Source organism: Oxalicibacterium flavum (assembly GCF_014635065.1).
GTDB lineage: Bacteria > Pseudomonadota > Gammaproteobacteria > Burkholderiales > Burkholderiaceae_D > Oxalicibacterium > Oxalicibacterium flavum.
In genome coordinates this window covers 164,283-180,276 of the sequence record NZ_BMCG01000003.1, presented here as the reverse complement: position 1 = coordinate 180,276, position 15,994 = coordinate 164,283, and the positions used below count along the sequence as shown (strand labels likewise).

At 63.6% G+C, this 15,994-nt stretch carries 17 protein-coding genes and 1 tRNA gene; 11 read left to right on the top strand and 7 right to left on the bottom strand.

Features of this window, described 5'->3' with window-relative positions; translation table 11 throughout:
- The first annotated feature begins 2 nt into the window (after positions 1-2).
- From ispE to IEV38_RS07875, 4 genes are all read left to right on the top strand, one after another.
- Positions 3-869: a 4-(cytidine 5'-diphospho)-2-C-methyl-D-erythritol kinase gene (ispE, locus tag IEV38_RS07890; RefSeq protein WP_188395648.1), complete on the top strand. Its 867-nt coding sequence runs from the start codon at positions 3-5 to the stop codon at positions 867-869.
- A 48-nt stretch (positions 870-917) separates the two neighbouring features.
- Positions 918-994: transfer RNA gene (locus IEV38_RS07885), tRNA-Gln, on the top strand.
- A gap of 129 nt (positions 995-1,123) precedes the next feature.
- Positions 1,124-2,074 carry a ribose-phosphate pyrophosphokinase gene (locus tag IEV38_RS07880; RefSeq protein WP_188395647.1) on the top strand — a complete coding sequence of 317 codons (951 nt, stop codon included), beginning with the start codon at positions 1,124-1,126 and terminating at the stop codon, positions 2,072-2,074.
- A 179-nt stretch (positions 2,075-2,253) separates the two neighbouring features.
- The gene (locus IEV38_RS07875; protein WP_188395646.1) at positions 2,254-2,880 is read left to right on the top strand and encodes a 50S ribosomal protein L25/general stress protein Ctc; all 627 of its coding nucleotides are present in this window, start codon (positions 2,254-2,256) and stop codon (positions 2,878-2,880) included.
- A gap of 66 nt (positions 2,881-2,946) precedes the next feature.
- Here IEV38_RS07875 and IEV38_RS07870 read toward each other — a convergent pair whose 3' ends face one another.
- Entirely contained in the window at positions 2,947-3,990 is a 1,044-nt protein-coding gene (locus tag IEV38_RS07870; protein ID WP_188395645.1) for an NAD(P)-dependent alcohol dehydrogenase, read from the bottom strand.
- Positions 3,991-4,095: 105 nt separating this feature from the next.
- Between IEV38_RS07870 and IEV38_RS07865 the strand changes: the two genes are divergently transcribed.
- The 4 genes from IEV38_RS07865 to IEV38_RS07850 all read left to right on the top strand — a co-directional run bounded on the left by IEV38_RS07865 (position 4,096) and on the right by IEV38_RS07850 (position 8,130).
- Positions 4,096-5,037, top strand: a complete 942-nt coding sequence (locus tag IEV38_RS07865) for a LysR family transcriptional regulator (protein ID WP_188395644.1) — start codon at positions 4,096-4,098, stop codon at positions 5,035-5,037.
- A 25-nt stretch (positions 5,038-5,062) separates the two neighbouring features.
- Positions 5,063-5,653: an aminoacyl-tRNA hydrolase gene (pth, locus tag IEV38_RS07860; protein WP_188395643.1), complete on the top strand. Its 591-nt coding sequence runs from the start codon at positions 5,063-5,065 to the stop codon at positions 5,651-5,653.
- 96 nt (positions 5,654-5,749) lie between these two features.
- Entirely contained in the window at positions 5,750-6,841 is a 1,092-nt protein-coding gene (ychF, locus tag IEV38_RS07855) for a redox-regulated ATPase YchF (protein ID WP_188395642.1), read from the top strand.
- A gap of 185 nt (positions 6,842-7,026) precedes the next feature.
- Entirely contained in the window at positions 7,027-8,130 is a 1,104-nt protein-coding gene (locus tag IEV38_RS07850; protein WP_188395641.1) for a GGDEF domain-containing protein, read from the top strand.
- A gap of 91 nt (positions 8,131-8,221) precedes the next feature.
- On the opposite strand, the gene IEV38_RS07845 is transcribed toward IEV38_RS07850, so the two are convergent.
- From IEV38_RS07845 to IEV38_RS07820, 6 genes are all read right to left on the bottom strand, one after another.
- Positions 8,222-8,488 carry a YfhL family 4Fe-4S dicluster ferredoxin gene (locus IEV38_RS07845; protein ID WP_188395640.1) on the bottom strand — a complete coding sequence of 89 codons (267 nt, stop codon included), beginning with the start codon at positions 8,486-8,488 and terminating at the stop codon, positions 8,222-8,224.
- Positions 8,489-8,594: 106 nt separating this feature from the next.
- Positions 8,595-8,837 (bottom strand): hypothetical protein, encoded by a 243-nt coding sequence (locus IEV38_RS07840; protein WP_188395639.1) that lies wholly within the window; start codon positions 8,835-8,837, stop codon positions 8,595-8,597.
- 30 nt (positions 8,838-8,867) lie between these two features.
- A complete protein-coding gene (gene coaD / locus IEV38_RS07835) occupies positions 8,868-9,368 on the bottom strand; it encodes a pantetheine-phosphate adenylyltransferase (RefSeq protein WP_188395638.1) in 501 nt (166 codons plus the stop codon).
- 171 nt (positions 9,369-9,539) lie between these two features.
- Entirely contained in the window at positions 9,540-10,199 is a 660-nt protein-coding gene (gene rsmD, locus IEV38_RS07830; RefSeq protein ID WP_188395637.1) for a 16S rRNA (guanine(966)-N(2))-methyltransferase RsmD, read from the bottom strand.
- A 75-nt stretch (positions 10,200-10,274) separates the two neighbouring features.
- Entirely contained in the window at positions 10,275-11,579 is a 1,305-nt protein-coding gene (locus IEV38_RS07825; protein WP_188395636.1) for a M16 family metallopeptidase, read from the bottom strand.
- A gap of 50 nt (positions 11,580-11,629) precedes the next feature.
- The gene (locus IEV38_RS07820; RefSeq protein WP_188396097.1) at positions 11,630-13,012 is read right to left on the bottom strand and encodes a M16 family metallopeptidase; all 1,383 of its coding nucleotides are present in this window, start codon (positions 13,010-13,012) and stop codon (positions 11,630-11,632) included.
- Between the two features lie 89 nt (positions 13,013-13,101).
- Here IEV38_RS07820 and ftsY point away from each other — a divergent pair, with 89 nt between their 5' ends.
- Genes ftsY through ftsX form a run of 3 tightly spaced genes read left to right on the top strand, consistent with a single transcriptional unit; the run spans position 13,102 to position 15,842 of the window.
- Positions 13,102-14,214, top strand: coding sequence for a signal recognition particle-docking protein FtsY (gene ftsY, locus IEV38_RS07815; protein ID WP_188395635.1), 1,113 nt, complete (start codon positions 13,102-13,104; stop codon positions 14,212-14,214).
- A 9-nt stretch (positions 14,215-14,223) separates the two neighbouring features.
- Entirely contained in the window at positions 14,224-14,916 is a 693-nt protein-coding gene (locus IEV38_RS07810) for a cell division ATP-binding protein FtsE (RefSeq protein WP_188395634.1), read from the top strand.
- A complete protein-coding gene (gene ftsX, locus IEV38_RS07805; RefSeq protein WP_188395633.1) occupies positions 14,913-15,842 on the top strand; it encodes a permease-like cell division protein FtsX in 930 nt (309 codons plus the stop codon). The genes IEV38_RS07810 and ftsX overlap by 4 nt, the downstream gene beginning before the upstream one ends.
- Positions 15,843-15,994: the final 152 nt, after the last annotated feature.

Here is a 15,994-nt window from a genome sequence, read left to right as displayed (position 1 = left end):
TCATGATCCGTACCCTCGACAACTGCGCCGCGCCGGCCAAGCTCAATCTGTTCCTGCATGTCGTCGGCCGCCGCGCCGACGGCTATCACCTGCTGCAAAGCCTGTTCCAGTTGATCTCGCGCGGCGACGTGCTGCACTTCGCGCTGCGCGACGACGATGCGATCTGCCGCACCAGCGACCTGCCGGGCGTGCCGGCCGACAGCGATCTGACGGTGCGCGCCGCCCGCCTGCTGCGTACCGCCATCATGGAAAGAACCGGCAGGACACTCCCCGGTGCAGACATCACGATCGAGAAGAACCTGCCGATGGGCGGCGGTCTTGGCGGCGGCTCGTCGGATGCGGCCACCACGCTGATGGCGCTCAACCATCTGTGGCAGGGCGGCCTGTCGCGCACCGAACTCATGCAGCTCGGCGTGCGGCTCGGCGCCGACGTGCCCTTCTTCATCTTCGGCAGCAACGCCTTCGTCGAAGGCATCGGCGAGCAGATGCAGGAGGTCGCCACCCCGCACCGCTGGTTCGTCGTGCTCGAACCCGGCGTGGCGGTACCGACGCAACAGATTTTTTCAGAAACAGGTTTGACAAGGGATACGAAACCCGTCAGAATATCGGACTTTTCCGGGGCTCCTGAAAGCTTCGGCAAAAACGACCTGCAAGTCGTGGCTGAAAAGCTGTTTCCCCCTGTTGCAAGCGCCATCGCATGGCTGCGGCAATTCGGAGAAGCGAGAATGACAGGATCCGGCGCTTGTGTGTTCTGCTCCTTCGAGAGCGAGCAACAAGCCGATGCGGTACTCAAACAAGTACCCGCCCCCTGGAAGGCCTGGAAGGCCGAAGCACTCGAGCATCACCCGCTCGCCCGCTTGCAGACGTAAAGAGAATTCGTTTGACGAACACCATGTTCGGCAGACAACAGGTTGTGTAGGGGAATCGCCAAGCTGGTCAAGGCACCGGATTTTGATTCCGGCATTCCAAGGTTCGAATCCTTGTTCCCCTGCCATTAAACAAGAAAGCAGCGCAATAAGCGCCGAGAGCACGCAGAAAAGCCGCCAACACAAGACTTCGCAAAAGTCGGGTTTTGGCGGCTTTCCATCTTTTCAACGACTGTAATCGATACGCGGGAATTTCCATGGCACTCGAAAACCTGATGGTTTTTACCGGCAACGCTATTCCGGATCTGGCCTTGGGAGTGGCCCAGGAACTCGGCATCCCCCTCGGCAAGGCGGTCGTCTCCAAGTTCTCCGACGGCGAGATCGTGGTCGAGATCAACGAGAACGTGCGCGGCAAGGACGTCTTCGTCCTGCAGTCGACCTGCGCGCCGACCAACGACAATCTGATGGAAATCATGCTGATGGTCGACGCACTCAAGCGCGCCTCGGCCGGCCGTATCACGGCAGCGATTCCCTACTACGGTTATGCGCGTCAGGATCGCCGTCCGCGTTCGGCGCGCGTCGCGATCTCGGCCAAGGTGGTCGCCAACATGCTGCAGGAAGCCGGCGTCGAGCGCGTGCTGATCATGGATCTGCACGCCGACCAGATCCAGGGCTTCTTCGACATCCCGGTCGACAACATCTACGCCTCGCCGATCCTGCTGAGCGACCTCGTCGCCAAGAATCACCAGGACCTGCTGGTTGTGTCGCCCGACGTCGGCGGCGTGGTGCGTGCGCGTGCGCTCGCCAAGCGCCTGAACTGCGACCTGGCGATCATCGACAAGCGCCGTCCGAAGGCCAACGTGTCGGAAGTCATGAACATCATCGGCGAAGTCGAAGGCCGCAACTGCGTGATCATGGACGACATGGTCGATACCGCCGGCACGCTGACCAAGGCTGCCGAAGTATTGAAGGAACGCGGCGCCAAGAAGGTCATCGCCTACTGCACGCACCCGGTGCTGTCGGGCCCGGCGATCGAGCGCATCACGACCTCGCCGCTGGACGAACTGGTCGTCACCGACACGATTCCGCTCAACGAAGCGGCACGTGCCTGCCCGAAGATTCGCGTGCTGTCGTGCGCGCCGCTGCTGGCAGAGACCTTCAAGCGCATCACCAAGGGCGACTCGGTCATGTCGCTGTTCGCCGACTGACGGCGTCGGGCACCGCCCGCCACAAGAACGTCAAGTCCTGCGTCCTCGGGCGCAGGCAGGCAAGCCAGCCGTACGGCCTGCCGCAAGGGATGGGGATTTTCCCATCCATTTAGAAGTCCCCTGGTCGCGGGGGATTTAACCGCAGGATGATTTTCATCCTGCATTATTGGAGCTCTATCATGAAAGTAGTTGCATTCGCACGCAAAGAGCTGGGGACCGGAGCGAGCCGCCGCCAGCGCAATGCAGGCCTCACCCCAGGTATCGTCTATGGTGGCACCGCCGCGCCGGTCAGCATCTCGCTCGACGCCAACGCCCTGTACTACGCACTGAAGAAGGAAGCCTTCCACTCGTCCATCCTCGACCTCGAAGTCGATGGTAAGGTCGAGAAGGTTCTCCTGCGCGATTTCCAGATGCATGCATTCAAGCAACAAGTGCTGCACGCCGATTTCCAGCGCGTTGACGCGAACCAGAAGATCCACACCAAGGTGCCTGTCCACTTCGTCAACGCGGAAATCTCGCCGGCAGTCAAACTGTCGGGCGGCGTGATCGGCCACGTGACCTCCGAGCTGGACATCAGCTGCCTGCCGGCTGACCTGCCCGAGTTCATCGAAGTCGATCTGGCCAACCTCGAAGTCGGCCAATCGATCCACCTCGCCGACATCAAGCTGCCGAAAGGCGTGTCCGCAGTGCAGCATGGCGGTGAAGAAAACCCGACCATCGCGACCGCATCCGTGCCGGCCGGTACCGTCTCGGCAGAAGCCGCAGAAGGCGATGCAGCTGCAGAAGGCGACGCAGACAAGAAGTAATCTGTCTCCCGCTCATAAAAAACCCGTCCTTGCGACGGGTTTTTTTATTGTCTGCGCGTTTCTTTCCTACAGTGTCGCCATGTCGATCACGAAACGGTAGCGCACGTCGTTCTTTTCCATGCGCTCGTAGGCTTGGTTGACGTTGCGCATGTCGATCACCTCGACATCGCTGACGATGTTGTGCTTGCCGCAGAAATCGAGCATCTCCTGCGTCTCCACCATGCCGCCGATACCCGAGCCGAACAGCGACTTGCGGCCAAAGATCAGGTTGCCGCCGACGATAGGTTCGAGCGGTGTCAGCGCGCCGACCAATCCCATCTTGCCGTCGAGCTTCAGCAGGCCGAGATACGGGTTGACGTCGTGCCCGACCGGAATCGTATCGAGCAGGAAATCGAAGCTGCCCGCATGCTGCGCCATCGCCACCGGATCGCGCGAGACCAGGATCTCGTCGGCGCCCAAACGCTTGGCGTCCTTGCCCTTCTCGGGCGAGGTCGTGATCATGACCACATGCGCGCCCATTGCCTTGGCGAACTTGACGCCCATGTGGCCGAGACCGCCAAGGCCGATCACGCCGACCTTCTGCCCCGACTGCACGTTCACATGGCGCAGCGGCGAATAGGTCGTGATGCCGGCGCACAGCAGCGGCGCGACGGCCTTCAGGTCGAGGTTCTCCGGCACGCTGACGACGAAGCGCTCCTCGACCACGATGTGGTCCGAATAACCGCCGAAGGTCAGTTGCGCGCTGTCGCGCTCTGTACTGTTGTAGGTCCAGGTTGCGCCTTCCGCACAATACTGCTCGAGATCCGCGTCGCAGGCCGCGCAATGGCGGCAGGAGTCAACCATGCAGCCGACCCCGGCCAGATCGCCGACCTTGAATTTCTTGACGTGCGCACCGACCGCCGCCACGCGGCCGACGATCTCGTGCCCCGGCACCATCGGATAGAGCGAGTTCGACCAGTGGTTGCGCGCCTGGTGCAGGTCGGAATGGCAGATGCCGCAATAAAGAATGTCGATGCGCACATCGTGCGGCCCCGGTTCGCGGCGCTCGAACTGGAACGGCACCAGCGCCGATTGCGCATCATGCGCGGCATATCCACGTGCTTGAGTCATGACGAATCCTTTTGAGAGAAATTGGTGACGAATGCAAAGATAGCAGCACCGCTTTGATTTGATTAGACTGTCAATTCCGATAGCTCTTATGAAAATCATGCATCAATGAAGCGCGACGAACTCAATGACCTCGCCGCCTTTGCCGCGGTGGCCGACGAAGGCAGCTTCACGCGCGCGGCGGCGCGGCTCGGCATGTCGCAGTCGGCGCTGAGCCACGCGATCAAGGCGCTGGAACGACGCATCGGCCTGCCGCTGCTGACGCGCACCACGCGCAGCGTCTCGACCACCGAAGCCGGCGAACGCCTGCTGCACACGCTGCGCCCGGCCTTGAACGATATCGCTGCCGAACTGGCGAACCTCAGCGACCTGCGCGAGAAACCGCGCGGACTGGTGCGCATCACCTCGGACCAGATCGCCGCGCGCTGGCTGCTGCAGCCGGCGCTGGCGCCCTTCCTGCAGCGCTATCCGGACGTTGCGGTCGAGATCGACGTCAACGACGGCTTCACCGACATCGTCGCCAGCCGCTTCGACGCCGGCGTGCGGCTCGGCGAGCTGGTCGAGCGCGACATGATCTCGGTGCGCATCAGCCCGGACGTCAAGGTCGCCATCGTCGCCTCGCCCGCCTATCTGGCTGCGCATCCGGCGCCGCGCACCGTGCAGGACCTCAAGCAGCATCGCTGCCTGAACTATCGCCTCGCCAGCGCCGGCGGGCTGTACGCTTGGGAATTCACCAAGGGCGGCCGCATGGTCGATGTGCGTGTCGAAGGCCCGGTCATCATCAACGACTGGACGCTGGCGCTGGCGGCCGTGCTGGACGGGCTCGGCATCGGCTACTGTTTCGAGCACCAGGTTGGCGAACATATCGCTGCCGGCCGCCTGGTGCGCCTGCTGGAAGACTGGTCGCCGGTGTTCCATGGCTACCACCTGTACTTCCCCGATCGGCGCCGCACACCGGCGCTCGGCGCGCTGATCGAGGCGCTGCGCTACGACACTTCGGACGCCAATGGCAGCCCTCCCCATCGCCAGCCGCGCCGCGATCCGCGATAATCACTCCTTTTTGCAATAGACCGCCATGTCCATCCGCCTGATCGTCGGCCTCGGCAACCCCGGCCCCGAATACGAACAAACCCGCCACAACGCCGGCTTCTGGCTGGTGGACAACCTCGCCAACAGCCTGCCGCGCTGCAGCCTTGCGCGCGAATCCAAGTACAACGCGCTGGCTGCCAAAACCACCATTGCCGGCAATGAAGTCTGGCTGCTCGAACCGCAGACCTTCATGAACCGCTCCGGCCAGTCGGTCGGCGCGCTCGCGCGTTTCTTCAAGATCGCACCGGAAGAAGTGCTGGTGGTCCACGACGAGCTCGACCTGCCGCCGGGTACCGCCAAGCTGAAAAAAGGCGGCTCGTCCGGCGGCCACAACGGCCTGAAGGACATCACCGCCGCGCTCGGCACGCAGGATTACTGGCGCCTGCGCATCGGCATCGGCCACCCGCGCACGCTCAATCTCAACCAGCCGGTCGTCGATTTCGTGCTGCACCGCCCGCGCAAGGAAGAACAGCCGCTGATCGACGAAGCGATCGAAAAAAGCCTGGGCATCGTCCCGCTGCTGTGCAAGGGCGAGTTCGAGAAGGCGGCGATGCAGTTGCATACGGTGGCGAAGTAAGGCCGCCGCGAGCGGCCATCCCGCCTCCAAACCGCGAAACCCCTGCCCTGCTACGGTAGAATAGCGGGTTAATCCATCTCTCAGAGAAGCACAGTCATGAGTCTCAAATGCGGCATCGTCGGCCTGCCTAACGTCGGCAAATCCACCCTCTTCAACGCGCTCACCAAGGCCGGCATCGCCGCCGAGAATTACCCGTTCTGCACGATCGAGCCCAATGTCGGCATGGTGGAAGTGCCCGATCCGCGCCTGCAGGCACTGGCCGAGATCGTCAAGCCCGAGCGCATCCTGCCGTCCACCGTGGAATTCGTCGATATCGCCGGCCTCGTCGCCGGTGCTTCCAAGGGCGAAGGCCTGGGCAACCAGTTCCTCGCGCACATCCGCGAAACCGACGCCATCGTCAACGTGGTGCGCTGCTTCGAGGACGACAATGTCATTCACGTTGCCGGCCGCGTCGATCCGATCGCCGACATCGAAGTCATCCAGACCGAACTCGCACTGGCCGACATGGGCACGGTGGAAAAAGCCATTCACCGCGAAAACAAGAAAGCCCGCTCCGGCGACAAGGATGCCGGCAAGCTGGTCGCCCTGCTGGAACGCATCATGCCGCAGCTCGACGAGGCCAAACCCGTACGTGCCATGGGCCTCGACAAGGAAGAGCAGGAACTGATCAAGCCGCTGTGCCTGATCACCGCCAAGCCCGCCATGTACGTCGGCAACGTGTCGGACTCGGGCTTCACCAACAACCCGCTGCTCGACAAGCTGACCGAATACGCCAAGGCGCAGAACGCGCCAGTGGTTGCCATCTGCGCCGCCATCGAAGCCGAAATCGCCGACCTCGACGATGCCGACAAGGCCGATTTCCTGGCCGACATGGGCATGGAAGAACCGGGCCTCGACCGCCTGATCCGCGCCGCCTTCAAGCTGCTCGGCCTGCAAAGCTACTTCACCGCCGGCGTCAAGGAAGTGCGCGCCTGGACCATCCACGTGGGCGATACCGCACCGCAAGCGGCCGGCGTGATCCACACCGACTTCGAACGCGGCTTCATCCGCGCGCAGACGATTGCCTACGAGGATTTCATTACCTACAAGGGAGAAACCGGCGCCAAGGAAGCAGGCAAGATGCGCGCCGAGGGCAAGGAGTACGTGGTGAAGGATGGGGACGTGCTGAACTTCCTGTTCAACGTCTGATCCGTACGCCACGCCCGCACGACATCAAGCCCTCTTTCCGAGGGCTTTTTATTTCAAAACTTTGGTTAAATCCGGCGCCGATCCCGTTGTCAGGGACTACACTGCGGTAAAAATTCCCGCAGGTTACTATGCGCTTTCCCCGATGCGCCGATTGCGCATGAATGCGGTGCCAAACAGGCCTTTCGATGTCCAACAAGCTGGTTGAAGAAAACGCGCGATTGCACCAACAGTTGAACGAACTGCTGGCACAGGCGCGTCGCAACCAGGACATCATGCAGCGCTACCAGGCATTCGACCTGAAGCTGATCGGCGCCAGCACCTTCCAGGAACTGCTCGACAGCATTTTCGAGACGCTGATCGAAGCGTCCGAGCTCGACGTGGTGACGCTGACGCTGATCGATCCGGAACAGGAAGTGCGGCGCATCCTGGCGGAATTGCGCATCGAAGTTAACGAATATCCGAACCTGATTTTCGTCGATGATGACGATACCGCGGGCGAGACGATGCGTACGCTGCGCAAACCCTTGCTGGGTGCATACAGCGCTCGTTCCCACGCACCGCTTTTCCCGAAGACCGTGCTCAAACCCGCCAGCGTGGCAGTGCTGCCGCTGGTGCGGCGCGACAGGCTGATCGGCTGGCTGAGCCTCGGCAGCCTGGATGCGGCGCGCTTCGCATCGAACATGGCGAGCGACTTCCAGCAGCACCGCGCCTCGGTCGTCGCCATCTGCGTGGAAAACGTGATCAACAACGAGCGGCTGCAGCACATCGGCCTGACCGATCCGCTGACCGGCGTACACAACCGTCGTTACGTGGAGCGGCGCCTGCTCGAGGAAATCGTGCGCACGCAGCGGCATGGCTATCCGCTCTCGTGCCTGTACATCGACCTCGATCATTTCAAGGCGGTCAATGACACGCACGGACATCGTGGCGGCGACGAGGTGCTGCGCGAGGTGTCGGCGCGCATCAAGCACGAGTTGCGGCTCAGCGATGCGCTGGGGCGCTTCGGCGGCGAGGAATTCGTGGTGCTGCTGATCGATACGCCGCATGCGGCGGCGCTGGCGGTGGCGGAGCGCATAGTCAGCGGCATTCGCGGGCGCACGGTGGTGCTGGAATCCGGCGACCGCTTGCAGGCGACGGTGTCGGTCGGCGTGGCAACGCTGGAGACGGCACCGCGCGCGGATGATCCTGCCGTGTTGGGGCAGATGCTGCTGGAACGTGCGGATGCGGCGCTGTATCGCGCGAAGAAGGCGGGACGGGATTGCGTGGTAAGTGCGTTCGAGCGGGGCTGACAAACTTTGATTTGCCGGTGAAGCCGGGATGGACTTCAGCGTCAGAGGCGGCTTTCCGGGTTCCCGTCTTGACCGGAACGACGGCGAATAGTCAGGAAGCCGCGCCTGCCTTTTCTTCCTGCAATTTCTCGCACTTGATCAGCAGCTCCTCCCTGGATTCCCGCCACTCGGGGTTGAAGGGAATGCAACTGACCGGGCACACTTCCTGGCATTGAGGCTGGTCGAAATGGCCGACGCATTCGGTGCATTTGCGCGGGTCGATCTGGTAGAACTCGGCGCCCATGGAGATGGCGTCGTTGGGGCATTCGGGTTCGCAGACGTCGCAATTGATGCATTCGTCCGTAATCATCAGAGCCATTACATGGCTCCCAACGGACGAATACAGCAATCGCTTGCAAGCGATTGCTGCGCAGTCTGACACAAAGCAATGCTTTGCGAATTCCCAGACTTCGTGTCAGTGATCATCAGTGCCATGACTTGCTCACCTTTCCATACGCACCGACGAATACACCGATGGCTTGCAAGCCATCTGTGCGCGCCTCGGCGCAAAGCAGTGCTTTGCGAATTCCCGAGGACGCGTGTCCGTAATCATGAAAGCCATTACATGGCTCGAAACGGACGAATACAGCAAACGCTTGCTGCGCAGTCTGGCACAAAGCGATGCTTTGCGAATTCCCAGACCTCGTGTCGGTGATCATCAGTGCCATGACTTCAGACCTTCAAAAAAACATTGCTGCCTATTCCCCCTGCTGCCCCTTCTGCGCCGCGATCTTCTCCTTGAGCCAGCGATCCACGGACGGGAAGACGAACTTGGAGACGTCGCCGCCCAGATTGGCGATCTCACGCACGATCGTACCGGAAATGAACTGGTACTGGTCGGAAGGCGTCAGGAACAGGGTTTCGACGTCCGGCAGCAGGTAGCGGTTCATGCCGGCCATCTGGAATTCGTACTCGAAGTCGGAGACGGCGCGCAGGCCGCGCACGATCACGCGCGCGTCGTGGCGGCGCACGAAGTCCTTGAGCAGGCCGGAGAAGCTCTCGACGTGCACGTTCGGATAGTGGCCGAGCACCTCGTTGGAGATCGTCAGGCGTTCTTCGAGCGTGAAGAACGGCTTCTTGTTGCGGCTGTCGGCCACGCCGACGATGAGTTTGTCGAACAGGCCCGACGCGCGACGGACCAGGTCTTCGTGTCCGCGCGTGAGCGGATCGAACGTTCCCGGATAGATGGCTGTGACCATGGTGGCTCCCGTATGGTGGCTAAGTGTCGGCTTGCGGAGAAGTCAGCGGCGCAGGCGCCTATGGGCTGCTGCTGGATGAGCGCTCGTCGCTCAATACTGGGCTGGAGTCTTCGGCTTTACGGCGCGACACATTGGGCACCGCAAATAACAGAATGCGCATTATGCCCGAAATTACGGCAGTGTTTTTGACCGCAGCAGATGGTAGAACACCATGCCGGCCTTGTCGGCGCGCAGGATTTCCCAGCCCTGCAGCCACGCCGGGGCGGATTCCGGGGCCAACGCGGTCTCGGATTCCACGTACAGCAGGCCGTCGCGCCGCAACAACGGTCGGCACAGCGGCACCGCGCGTTCCAGCCACTCGTGGTGGTACGGCGGGTCGAGGAAGATGAGGTCGAACTGTACCTCGCGCCGCTGCATGTCCTGCAGCACGGCAAGCGCATCGCCGCGCACGATCTCGATCTGTTCGGCACGCAATTTGTCGCGCGTGACGGCCAGTTGCCGCAGCGCCGGCGCATGGTTATCCACCATGACGACGTGCCGCGCGCCGCGGCTGGCGGCCTCGAAACCCAGCACGCCGGTGCCGGCAAAGGCGTCCAGACAGTCGATACGCGTCCAGCCGCCGTCGATCAGGTGGTTGATCCAGTTGAAAACGGTTTCGCGCACGCGGTCCGGCGTGGGGCGCAGGCCTTCGCCGTCGGGCACCGGCAGCGGCGTGCGCTTCCACTGGCCGCCGATGATGCGCACCTGCTGCGGTGCGCCGCGCGGCTTGCCTTGCGGCCGGGCCGGCGCAGCGCCGGCTGTCTTGCTGTTGCGGGAGGATCTGATCGCCATCTGGCTGTTTGCGAGGAAGAAGGAGCGTGGATTGTAATCAGCCAGGCAGGCCGGCGCCAGTCCGCCGGCGCGGCATCAGCGCGCGCCGACCACCACCGTCGAGAATTGTTCGGGATGCAACTTGCGCTGGAAGGCGGCGCGGATCTGCGCGGCCGTCACGCGCTCGACGTTGGCGGTCCAGGTATCCAGGTAATCGAGCGGCAGGCCATAGAAGCCGATCATGGCGATGTTTTCCAGCAGCTTCTTGTTGCTGTCGATGCGCAGCGCAAAGCCGCCGACCAGATTGTCCTTGGCGGCCTTGAGCTCGGCCGCGGTCGGGCCTTCGCGCAGGAAACCGTCAACCGTTTCGCGCACGATCTTCAGTGCCGCGTCGGCCTGCTCGGCCTTGGTTTGCAGGCCGATCTGGAACGGCCCCGGCTGCGCCATGGGCTCGAAGTAACTGCTCACACCATAGGTCAGGCCGCGCTTTTCGCGCACCTCGTTCATCAGGCGCGAGACGAAGCCGCCGCTGCCCAGCACGTAGTTGCCGACCATGAGCGCAAAGTAGTCGTCGTCCGGCCGCTGCAATGCCGGCATGCCGATCAGGATGTGCGCCTGCGAGGAATGATGCGCGATGCGTTGCTCGCCGCCCTTGGCGGGCTGCACCGACGGCAGCGCCGGCAGCGGCGCGCCCTGCGGCAGGCGTGCCGTGAGCTGGCGCGCGATCGTATCGGCCTCGCTGCGCGAAACGTCGCCAATCAGCGTGATCACGGCACGGTTGGCGACGTAATGCTGCGCATGGAAGGCGACCAGGTCGTCGCGCGCGATGGCATTGACCGACTGCTCGGTCAGCTGCGCGCCGTAGGGGTGACTGCCGTACAGCATGGTGTTGAAGGCGCGCTCGGCGATCACCTCGGGCTTGGTCAGGTTCTCGCGCAGGTTGGCAATCGTGCGAATCTTGTCGCGCGCCAGCAGATCGGCCGGGAACGCCGGCTGCGCCAGCAGGCGCGACAACATGGCGATGGCCGGCTGGCGCTCCGTGCTCAGCGTGCGCAGCGTCAGGCCGCCACGGTCGTTGTCGATGCGATTGCCGCGCTGCGCGGCAAGGTCGGCGAAGGCGTCGGAAATCTGCGCCTCGTTCAGCGCCGGATCGTCGGCGCCGCCGGCCTGCACGCCGCGCGCCAGCATGGCATTGGTCATGGCGGCGGTCCCGACCTTGCCGGTGGGATCGCGCCGCGCGCCGGCATCGAAATCGATGCTGACGTCGAGGATGGGAATGGTGTCGTTCTGCACGAACAGCACGCGCGCACCGTTGTCGAGCGACCACGACTGGATCTGCAGGGCGGCATGGGAAACGGTGCTGGCAACGGCCAGCACGACGCCGGCGATCAGGTTACGCATTGGGTACTCCGGAATGAATCTCGCAGGGATGAACATCGGCACGGCCACACTCAATGCCGCAGCCCGGCCGGCGGCGCGACCGGCGGTTTTTCGCTTATGGGCAGCGGCACCAGCGTCGCCACCGTCAGCGCATCGTCGCCAAAGTATTTCTGCGCCACTGCCTGCACCTGCTGCGGCGTCACGTCGCGCAGGCGTTCGATGATGCGGTCGATGTCGCGGTAGGACAGGCCCGACATTTCCATGACGCCGATCTCCATCGCCTGCCCGAACACCGAATCGCGCTTATAGACCTGGCTGGCGATCAACTGCGTCTTGACGCGCTTGAGTTCCTCCTCCGACACGCCTTCCTGCGCGATGCGCGTCACCTCGGCGCGCAGCCGGCCTTCAAGCTGTTCGGTGGTGGTGCCGGCGGCCGGCGTGCCGTCGAGGATGAACTGCGCCGGACCGCGCCCGACACCGGAATAGGACGCGCCGGCCTCGTTGGCGACACGCTCGGTGCGCACCAGCCGCGCACCGAGACGCGCATTGTCGTAACCGTCGAGCACGGCGGCCAGCACGTCGAGCGCCAGCGCCTCGTCATCCTTTTCGACGTCGCGCAGGGCCGGCACCTTGAAGGCCAGCATCAGATAGGGATTCTCGGCCGGGGCCTTGACGGTCACGCGCTTGATGCCCTTCTGCTCGGGCTCGTTCTGCGGCCGCGTGCGCACCAGCGTCTTGGGCTTGAGCTTGCCGAAGTATTTCTCGGCCAGGCGCCGCACCTGCTGCGGCTGCACGTCGCCGGACACCACCATGGTCGCGTTGTTGGGCGCATACCATTGGTCGTGCCATGCCTTCACGTCCTCGACCGTCATGTGCTCGAGATCGTCCATCCAGCCGATGATGGGATTGCGGTAGGGATGGACGGCGAAGGCGGTCGCGTTAAGCGCCTCGAACAGCAGCGCCTGCGGCTGGTCGTCGGTGCGCAGGCGGCGTTCTTCCATGATGACGCGGATTTCGTTGGCGAATTCGTTCTTGTCGAACACCAGGTTCGCCATGCGGTCGGCTTCGAGCGCCATCACGGCTTCCAGCCGCGACTGCTCGATCTGCTGGAAATAAGCGGTGTAGTCGCGGCTGGTGAAGGCGTTCTCGCGGCCGCCCAGCGCGGCCACGCGGCGGCTGAACTCGCCCGGCTTCAGGTGCGTGGTGCCCTTGAACATCATGTGCTCGAGCGCATGCGCGAGGCCGGTGGTGCCGTTGCGTTCGTCCACCGCGCCGACGCGGTACCAGATCATGTGCGCCACGGTCGGCGCGCGATGGTCTTCGTTGACGATGATCTTCATGCCGTTGCCGAGCGTGAATTCGGTGATGTTCGCAGCGGTCTGCGCGGCAGCGGCAAACAGCGGCGCCAGCAGCAGGGAAGTCGCCGCCAGCAGGGTCTTGATGCGCAATTTCATCATCTCTCGCTCTGTTAGAATACGTCGATTGTAGCGCCGTGCCCAGCAGGGTCCGGGCCACGCCGACCGCTGATCTGACTTCATTCCCGATGTTTAGTTTCTTCAAGAAAAAACCGCCGCAACCCGAGCCGGCTCCGGTGCCGCAGGAACCCGCCCCCGCGGAATCGCCCCAAGGCGCGCCGGTTCCGACGCCAACTGCGGCGCCCGTCGTCACGGAAACACCGCCGGCCGCTCCCGAACCGTCCGTACCGGCTGCCGATACCGGCGACGCGGAAATCGTCGCCGTCGAGACCCCGGCCGCGCAAAAACAGTCATGGATGACGCGCCTCAAGGCCGGCCTGTCCAAGACGTCTTCCAACCTGACCACGCTGTTCGTCGGCGCGCGCATCGACGACGCATTGTACGAGGAGCTGGAATCGGCGCTGCTGATGGCCGACGCCGGCGTCGATGCCACGCAGTTCCTGCTCGACGGCCTCAAGCGCAAGGTCAAGAACGAGAAGCTGACCGATGCCGCCCAGGTCAAGACCGCGCTGCGCACGCTGCTGATCGAGATGCTGACGCCGCTGCAGAAGCCGCTGGTGCTCGGCCGCCACAAGCCGCTGATCATGATGATCGCCGGCGTCAACGGCGCCGGCAAGACCACCACCATCGGCAAGCTCGCCAAGCACCTGCAGGCGCACCATCAGTCGGTACTGCTGGCGGCCGGCGACACCTTCCGCGCCGCCGCGCGCGAGCAGCTGACAGTCTGGGGCCAGCGCAACAACGTGACCGTGATCGCCCAGGAATCGGGCGATCCGGCCGCCGTTGCCTTCGACGCCGTGCACTCGGCGCAGGCGCGCGGCACCGACGTCGTGATGGTCGATACCGCCGGCCGCCTGCCGACGCAATTGCACCTGATGGAGGAACTCAAGAAGATCAAGCGTGTCATTGGCAAGGCCAGTGACGGCGCGCCGCACGAAGTGCTGCTGGTCATCGACGGCAATACGGGACAGAACGCGCTGGCGCAGGTCAAGGCCTTCGACGAGGCGCTCGGCCTGACCGGCCTGGTGGTGACCAAGCTCGACGGCACCGCCAAGGGCGGCGTGCTGGCGGCGATCGCGCGCACGCGTCCGGTGCCCGTCTATTTCATCGGCGTGGGCGAACAGATCGAGGATCTGCAGCCGTTCGATGCATCGGCCTTCGTCGATGCAATTTTGGGTTGATCGATATTGATGATTGAATTCCAGCAGGTATCCAAGCAGTATCCGCCGAACATCACGGCGCTGTCCGACATCACGCTCAAGGTCGATAAGGGCGAACTGGTCTTCCTGGCCGGTCCGTCCGGCGCCGGCAAATCGACGCTGCTGAAGCTGATCGCCGGTATGGAGCGGCCGAGCCAGGGCGCGGTCAACGTCAGCGGCTACGACATCGGCCGTCTCGGCCATTCCGGCCTGCCCTATCTGCGCCGCAAGCTGGGCCTGATCTTCCAGCAGCAGCGCCTGCTGTCGGACCGCGATGTGCTGGCCAACGTGATGCTGCCGCTGATCGTCTGCGGCGCCACGCGCGGCGATGCCGAACGGCGCGCACGCGCCGCGCTCGACAAGGTCGGCCTGCTCGACAAGGCGCCGATGGCACCGGCCAGCCTGTCCGGCGGCGAACAGCAGCGCGTCTCGATCGCGCGCGCCATCGTCAACCGGCCGCAGATTATCCTGGCCGACGAGCCGACCGCCAACCTCGACCGCGAAGCCGCCAACAAGGTGCTCGACGCGCTCAAGGCCTTCCACGCGGTCGGCGTGACCTGCCTGATCTCGACCCATGACGAGCAATTCCTCGATACCGCCACGCGCGTGATCTATCTCGACCATGGCCGCATCATCGAAAGCTGGCGCCGCACCACCCCGCATCCGTCGCAGGTGATGGCATGAACGGCTGGTTCCGACATCACGGCTTCGCCATCGCCGACGCCTTCCGCCACCTGTTCAAGACGCCCGGCAACTTCCTGCTCAACGTACTGGTGGTCGCCATCGCACTGACGCTGCCGTTTGCCGGCCTGACGCTGATCGAGAACGTGCGGCCGGTTTCCGAACAGCTCGCGGTGGAGCCGGAAATCAGCGTCTTCATGCAGATCGACACGCCGCGCGAGCGCGCCGAAGCCATCGGCCCCGAAATCCGCCGCATCGCGCAGGATGCCAAGCATGCGGTCAAGCTCGACTTCGTACCGCGCGAAAAGGCATTGAGCACCCTGAAGGACAAGACCGGGCTCGACGAGGCGATCGCGGTGCTCGGCGACAATCCGCTGCCCGACGCCTACGTGGTGCGCATGACGGGCTTCCAGGATGACGGCAACGCGCAGGCCATTACGAGAATTGCCGACAACCTCAAGAAGATCGAAGGCGTCGAGTACGTGCAGATCGATTCGGCCTGGGTCGAGCGGCTGGCGGCGCTGCTGCAGGTGATGCGGCTGGTGCTGCTGTTCCTGGCCGTCACGCTGGGCGTGGTGGTGGTGTCGGTGGTGTTCAACACGATCCGCCTGCAGGTCATGACGCAGCGTGAGGAAATCGAGGTGTCAAGGCTGGTCGGCGCGACCGACGCCTTCATCTGCCGCCCGTTCTACTACACCGGCGCGCTGCTCGGCCTGATCGCCGGTGCGGTGGCGCTGGCGGCAGTCGCCATCGGCCTGCATCCGCTGAACGCGGCGATTGCCGATTTTGCAAGACTGTATGCATCGGAATTCCGCCTCGTCAACCTCGACCCGCTGGCGCTGCTGGGCCTGCTCGCGGTCAGCGCGGCGCTCGGCTACATCGGCGCCCTTCTGTCGGTATCGCGCCAATTGCGCCGTCTGCAGGACTAGGAATGCAAAGGGCCGCCATCGCGGCGGCCCCTTACGTTTGCTCACAAACATTCTGCATTTATTGCCGTTTTCTTTCCCTTGAGCACGCAACTTCATCCCCGCCACGCCCTCTAATTCTTCACCTGCGGCGTAAATCGTTGCGCTCATTGCAA

What these genes read in the sequence shown, in the direction of transcription:
- ispE (WP_188395648.1), top strand. Translation starts at nt 3, where the DNA reads ATGATCCGTACCCTCGACAACTGCGCCGCGCCGGCCAAGCTCAATCTG.
- IEV38_RS07880 (WP_188395647.1), top strand. Translation starts at nt 1,124, where the DNA reads ATGGCACTCGAAAACCTGATGGTTTTTACCGGCAACGCTATTCCGGAT.
- IEV38_RS07875 (WP_188395646.1), top strand. Translation starts at nt 2,254, where the DNA reads ATGAAAGTAGTTGCATTCGCACGCAAAGAGCTGGGGACCGGAGCGAGC.
- IEV38_RS07870 (WP_188395645.1), bottom strand. Translation starts at nt 3,990, where the DNA reads ATGACTCAAGCACGTGGATATGCCGCGCATGATGCGCAATCGGCGCTG.
- IEV38_RS07865 (WP_188395644.1), top strand. Translation starts at nt 4,096, where the DNA reads ATGAAGCGCGACGAACTCAATGACCTCGCCGCCTTTGCCGCGGTGGCC.
- pth (WP_188395643.1), top strand. Translation starts at nt 5,063, where the DNA reads ATGTCCATCCGCCTGATCGTCGGCCTCGGCAACCCCGGCCCCGAATAC.
- ychF (WP_188395642.1), top strand. Translation starts at nt 5,750, where the DNA reads ATGAGTCTCAAATGCGGCATCGTCGGCCTGCCTAACGTCGGCAAATCC.
- IEV38_RS07850 (WP_188395641.1), top strand. Translation starts at nt 7,027, where the DNA reads ATGTCCAACAAGCTGGTTGAAGAAAACGCGCGATTGCACCAACAGTTG.
- IEV38_RS07845 (WP_188395640.1), bottom strand. Translation starts at nt 8,488, where the DNA reads ATGGCTCTGATGATTACGGACGAATGCATCAATTGCGACGTCTGCGAA.
- IEV38_RS07840 (WP_188395639.1), bottom strand. Translation starts at nt 8,837, where the DNA reads ATGGCACTGATGATCACCGACACGAGGTCTGGGAATTCGCAAAGCATC.
- coaD (WP_188395638.1), bottom strand. Translation starts at nt 9,368, where the DNA reads ATGGTCACAGCCATCTATCCGGGAACGTTCGATCCGCTCACGCGCGGA.
- rsmD (WP_188395637.1), bottom strand. Translation starts at nt 10,199, where the DNA reads ATGGCGATCAGATCCTCCCGCAACAGCAAGACAGCCGGCGCTGCGCCG.
- IEV38_RS07825 (WP_188395636.1), bottom strand. Translation starts at nt 11,579, where the DNA reads ATGCGTAACCTGATCGCCGGCGTCGTGCTGGCCGTTGCCAGCACCGTT.
- IEV38_RS07820 (WP_188396097.1), bottom strand. Translation starts at nt 13,012, where the DNA reads ATGAAATTGCGCATCAAGACCCTGCTGGCGGCGACTTCCCTGCTGCTG.
- ftsY (WP_188395635.1), top strand. Translation starts at nt 13,102, where the DNA reads ATGTTTAGTTTCTTCAAGAAAAAACCGCCGCAACCCGAGCCGGCTCCG.
- IEV38_RS07810 (WP_188395634.1), top strand. Translation starts at nt 14,224, where the DNA reads ATGATTGAATTCCAGCAGGTATCCAAGCAGTATCCGCCGAACATCACG.
- ftsX (WP_188395633.1), top strand. Translation starts at nt 14,913, where the DNA reads ATGAACGGCTGGTTCCGACATCACGGCTTCGCCATCGCCGACGCCTTC.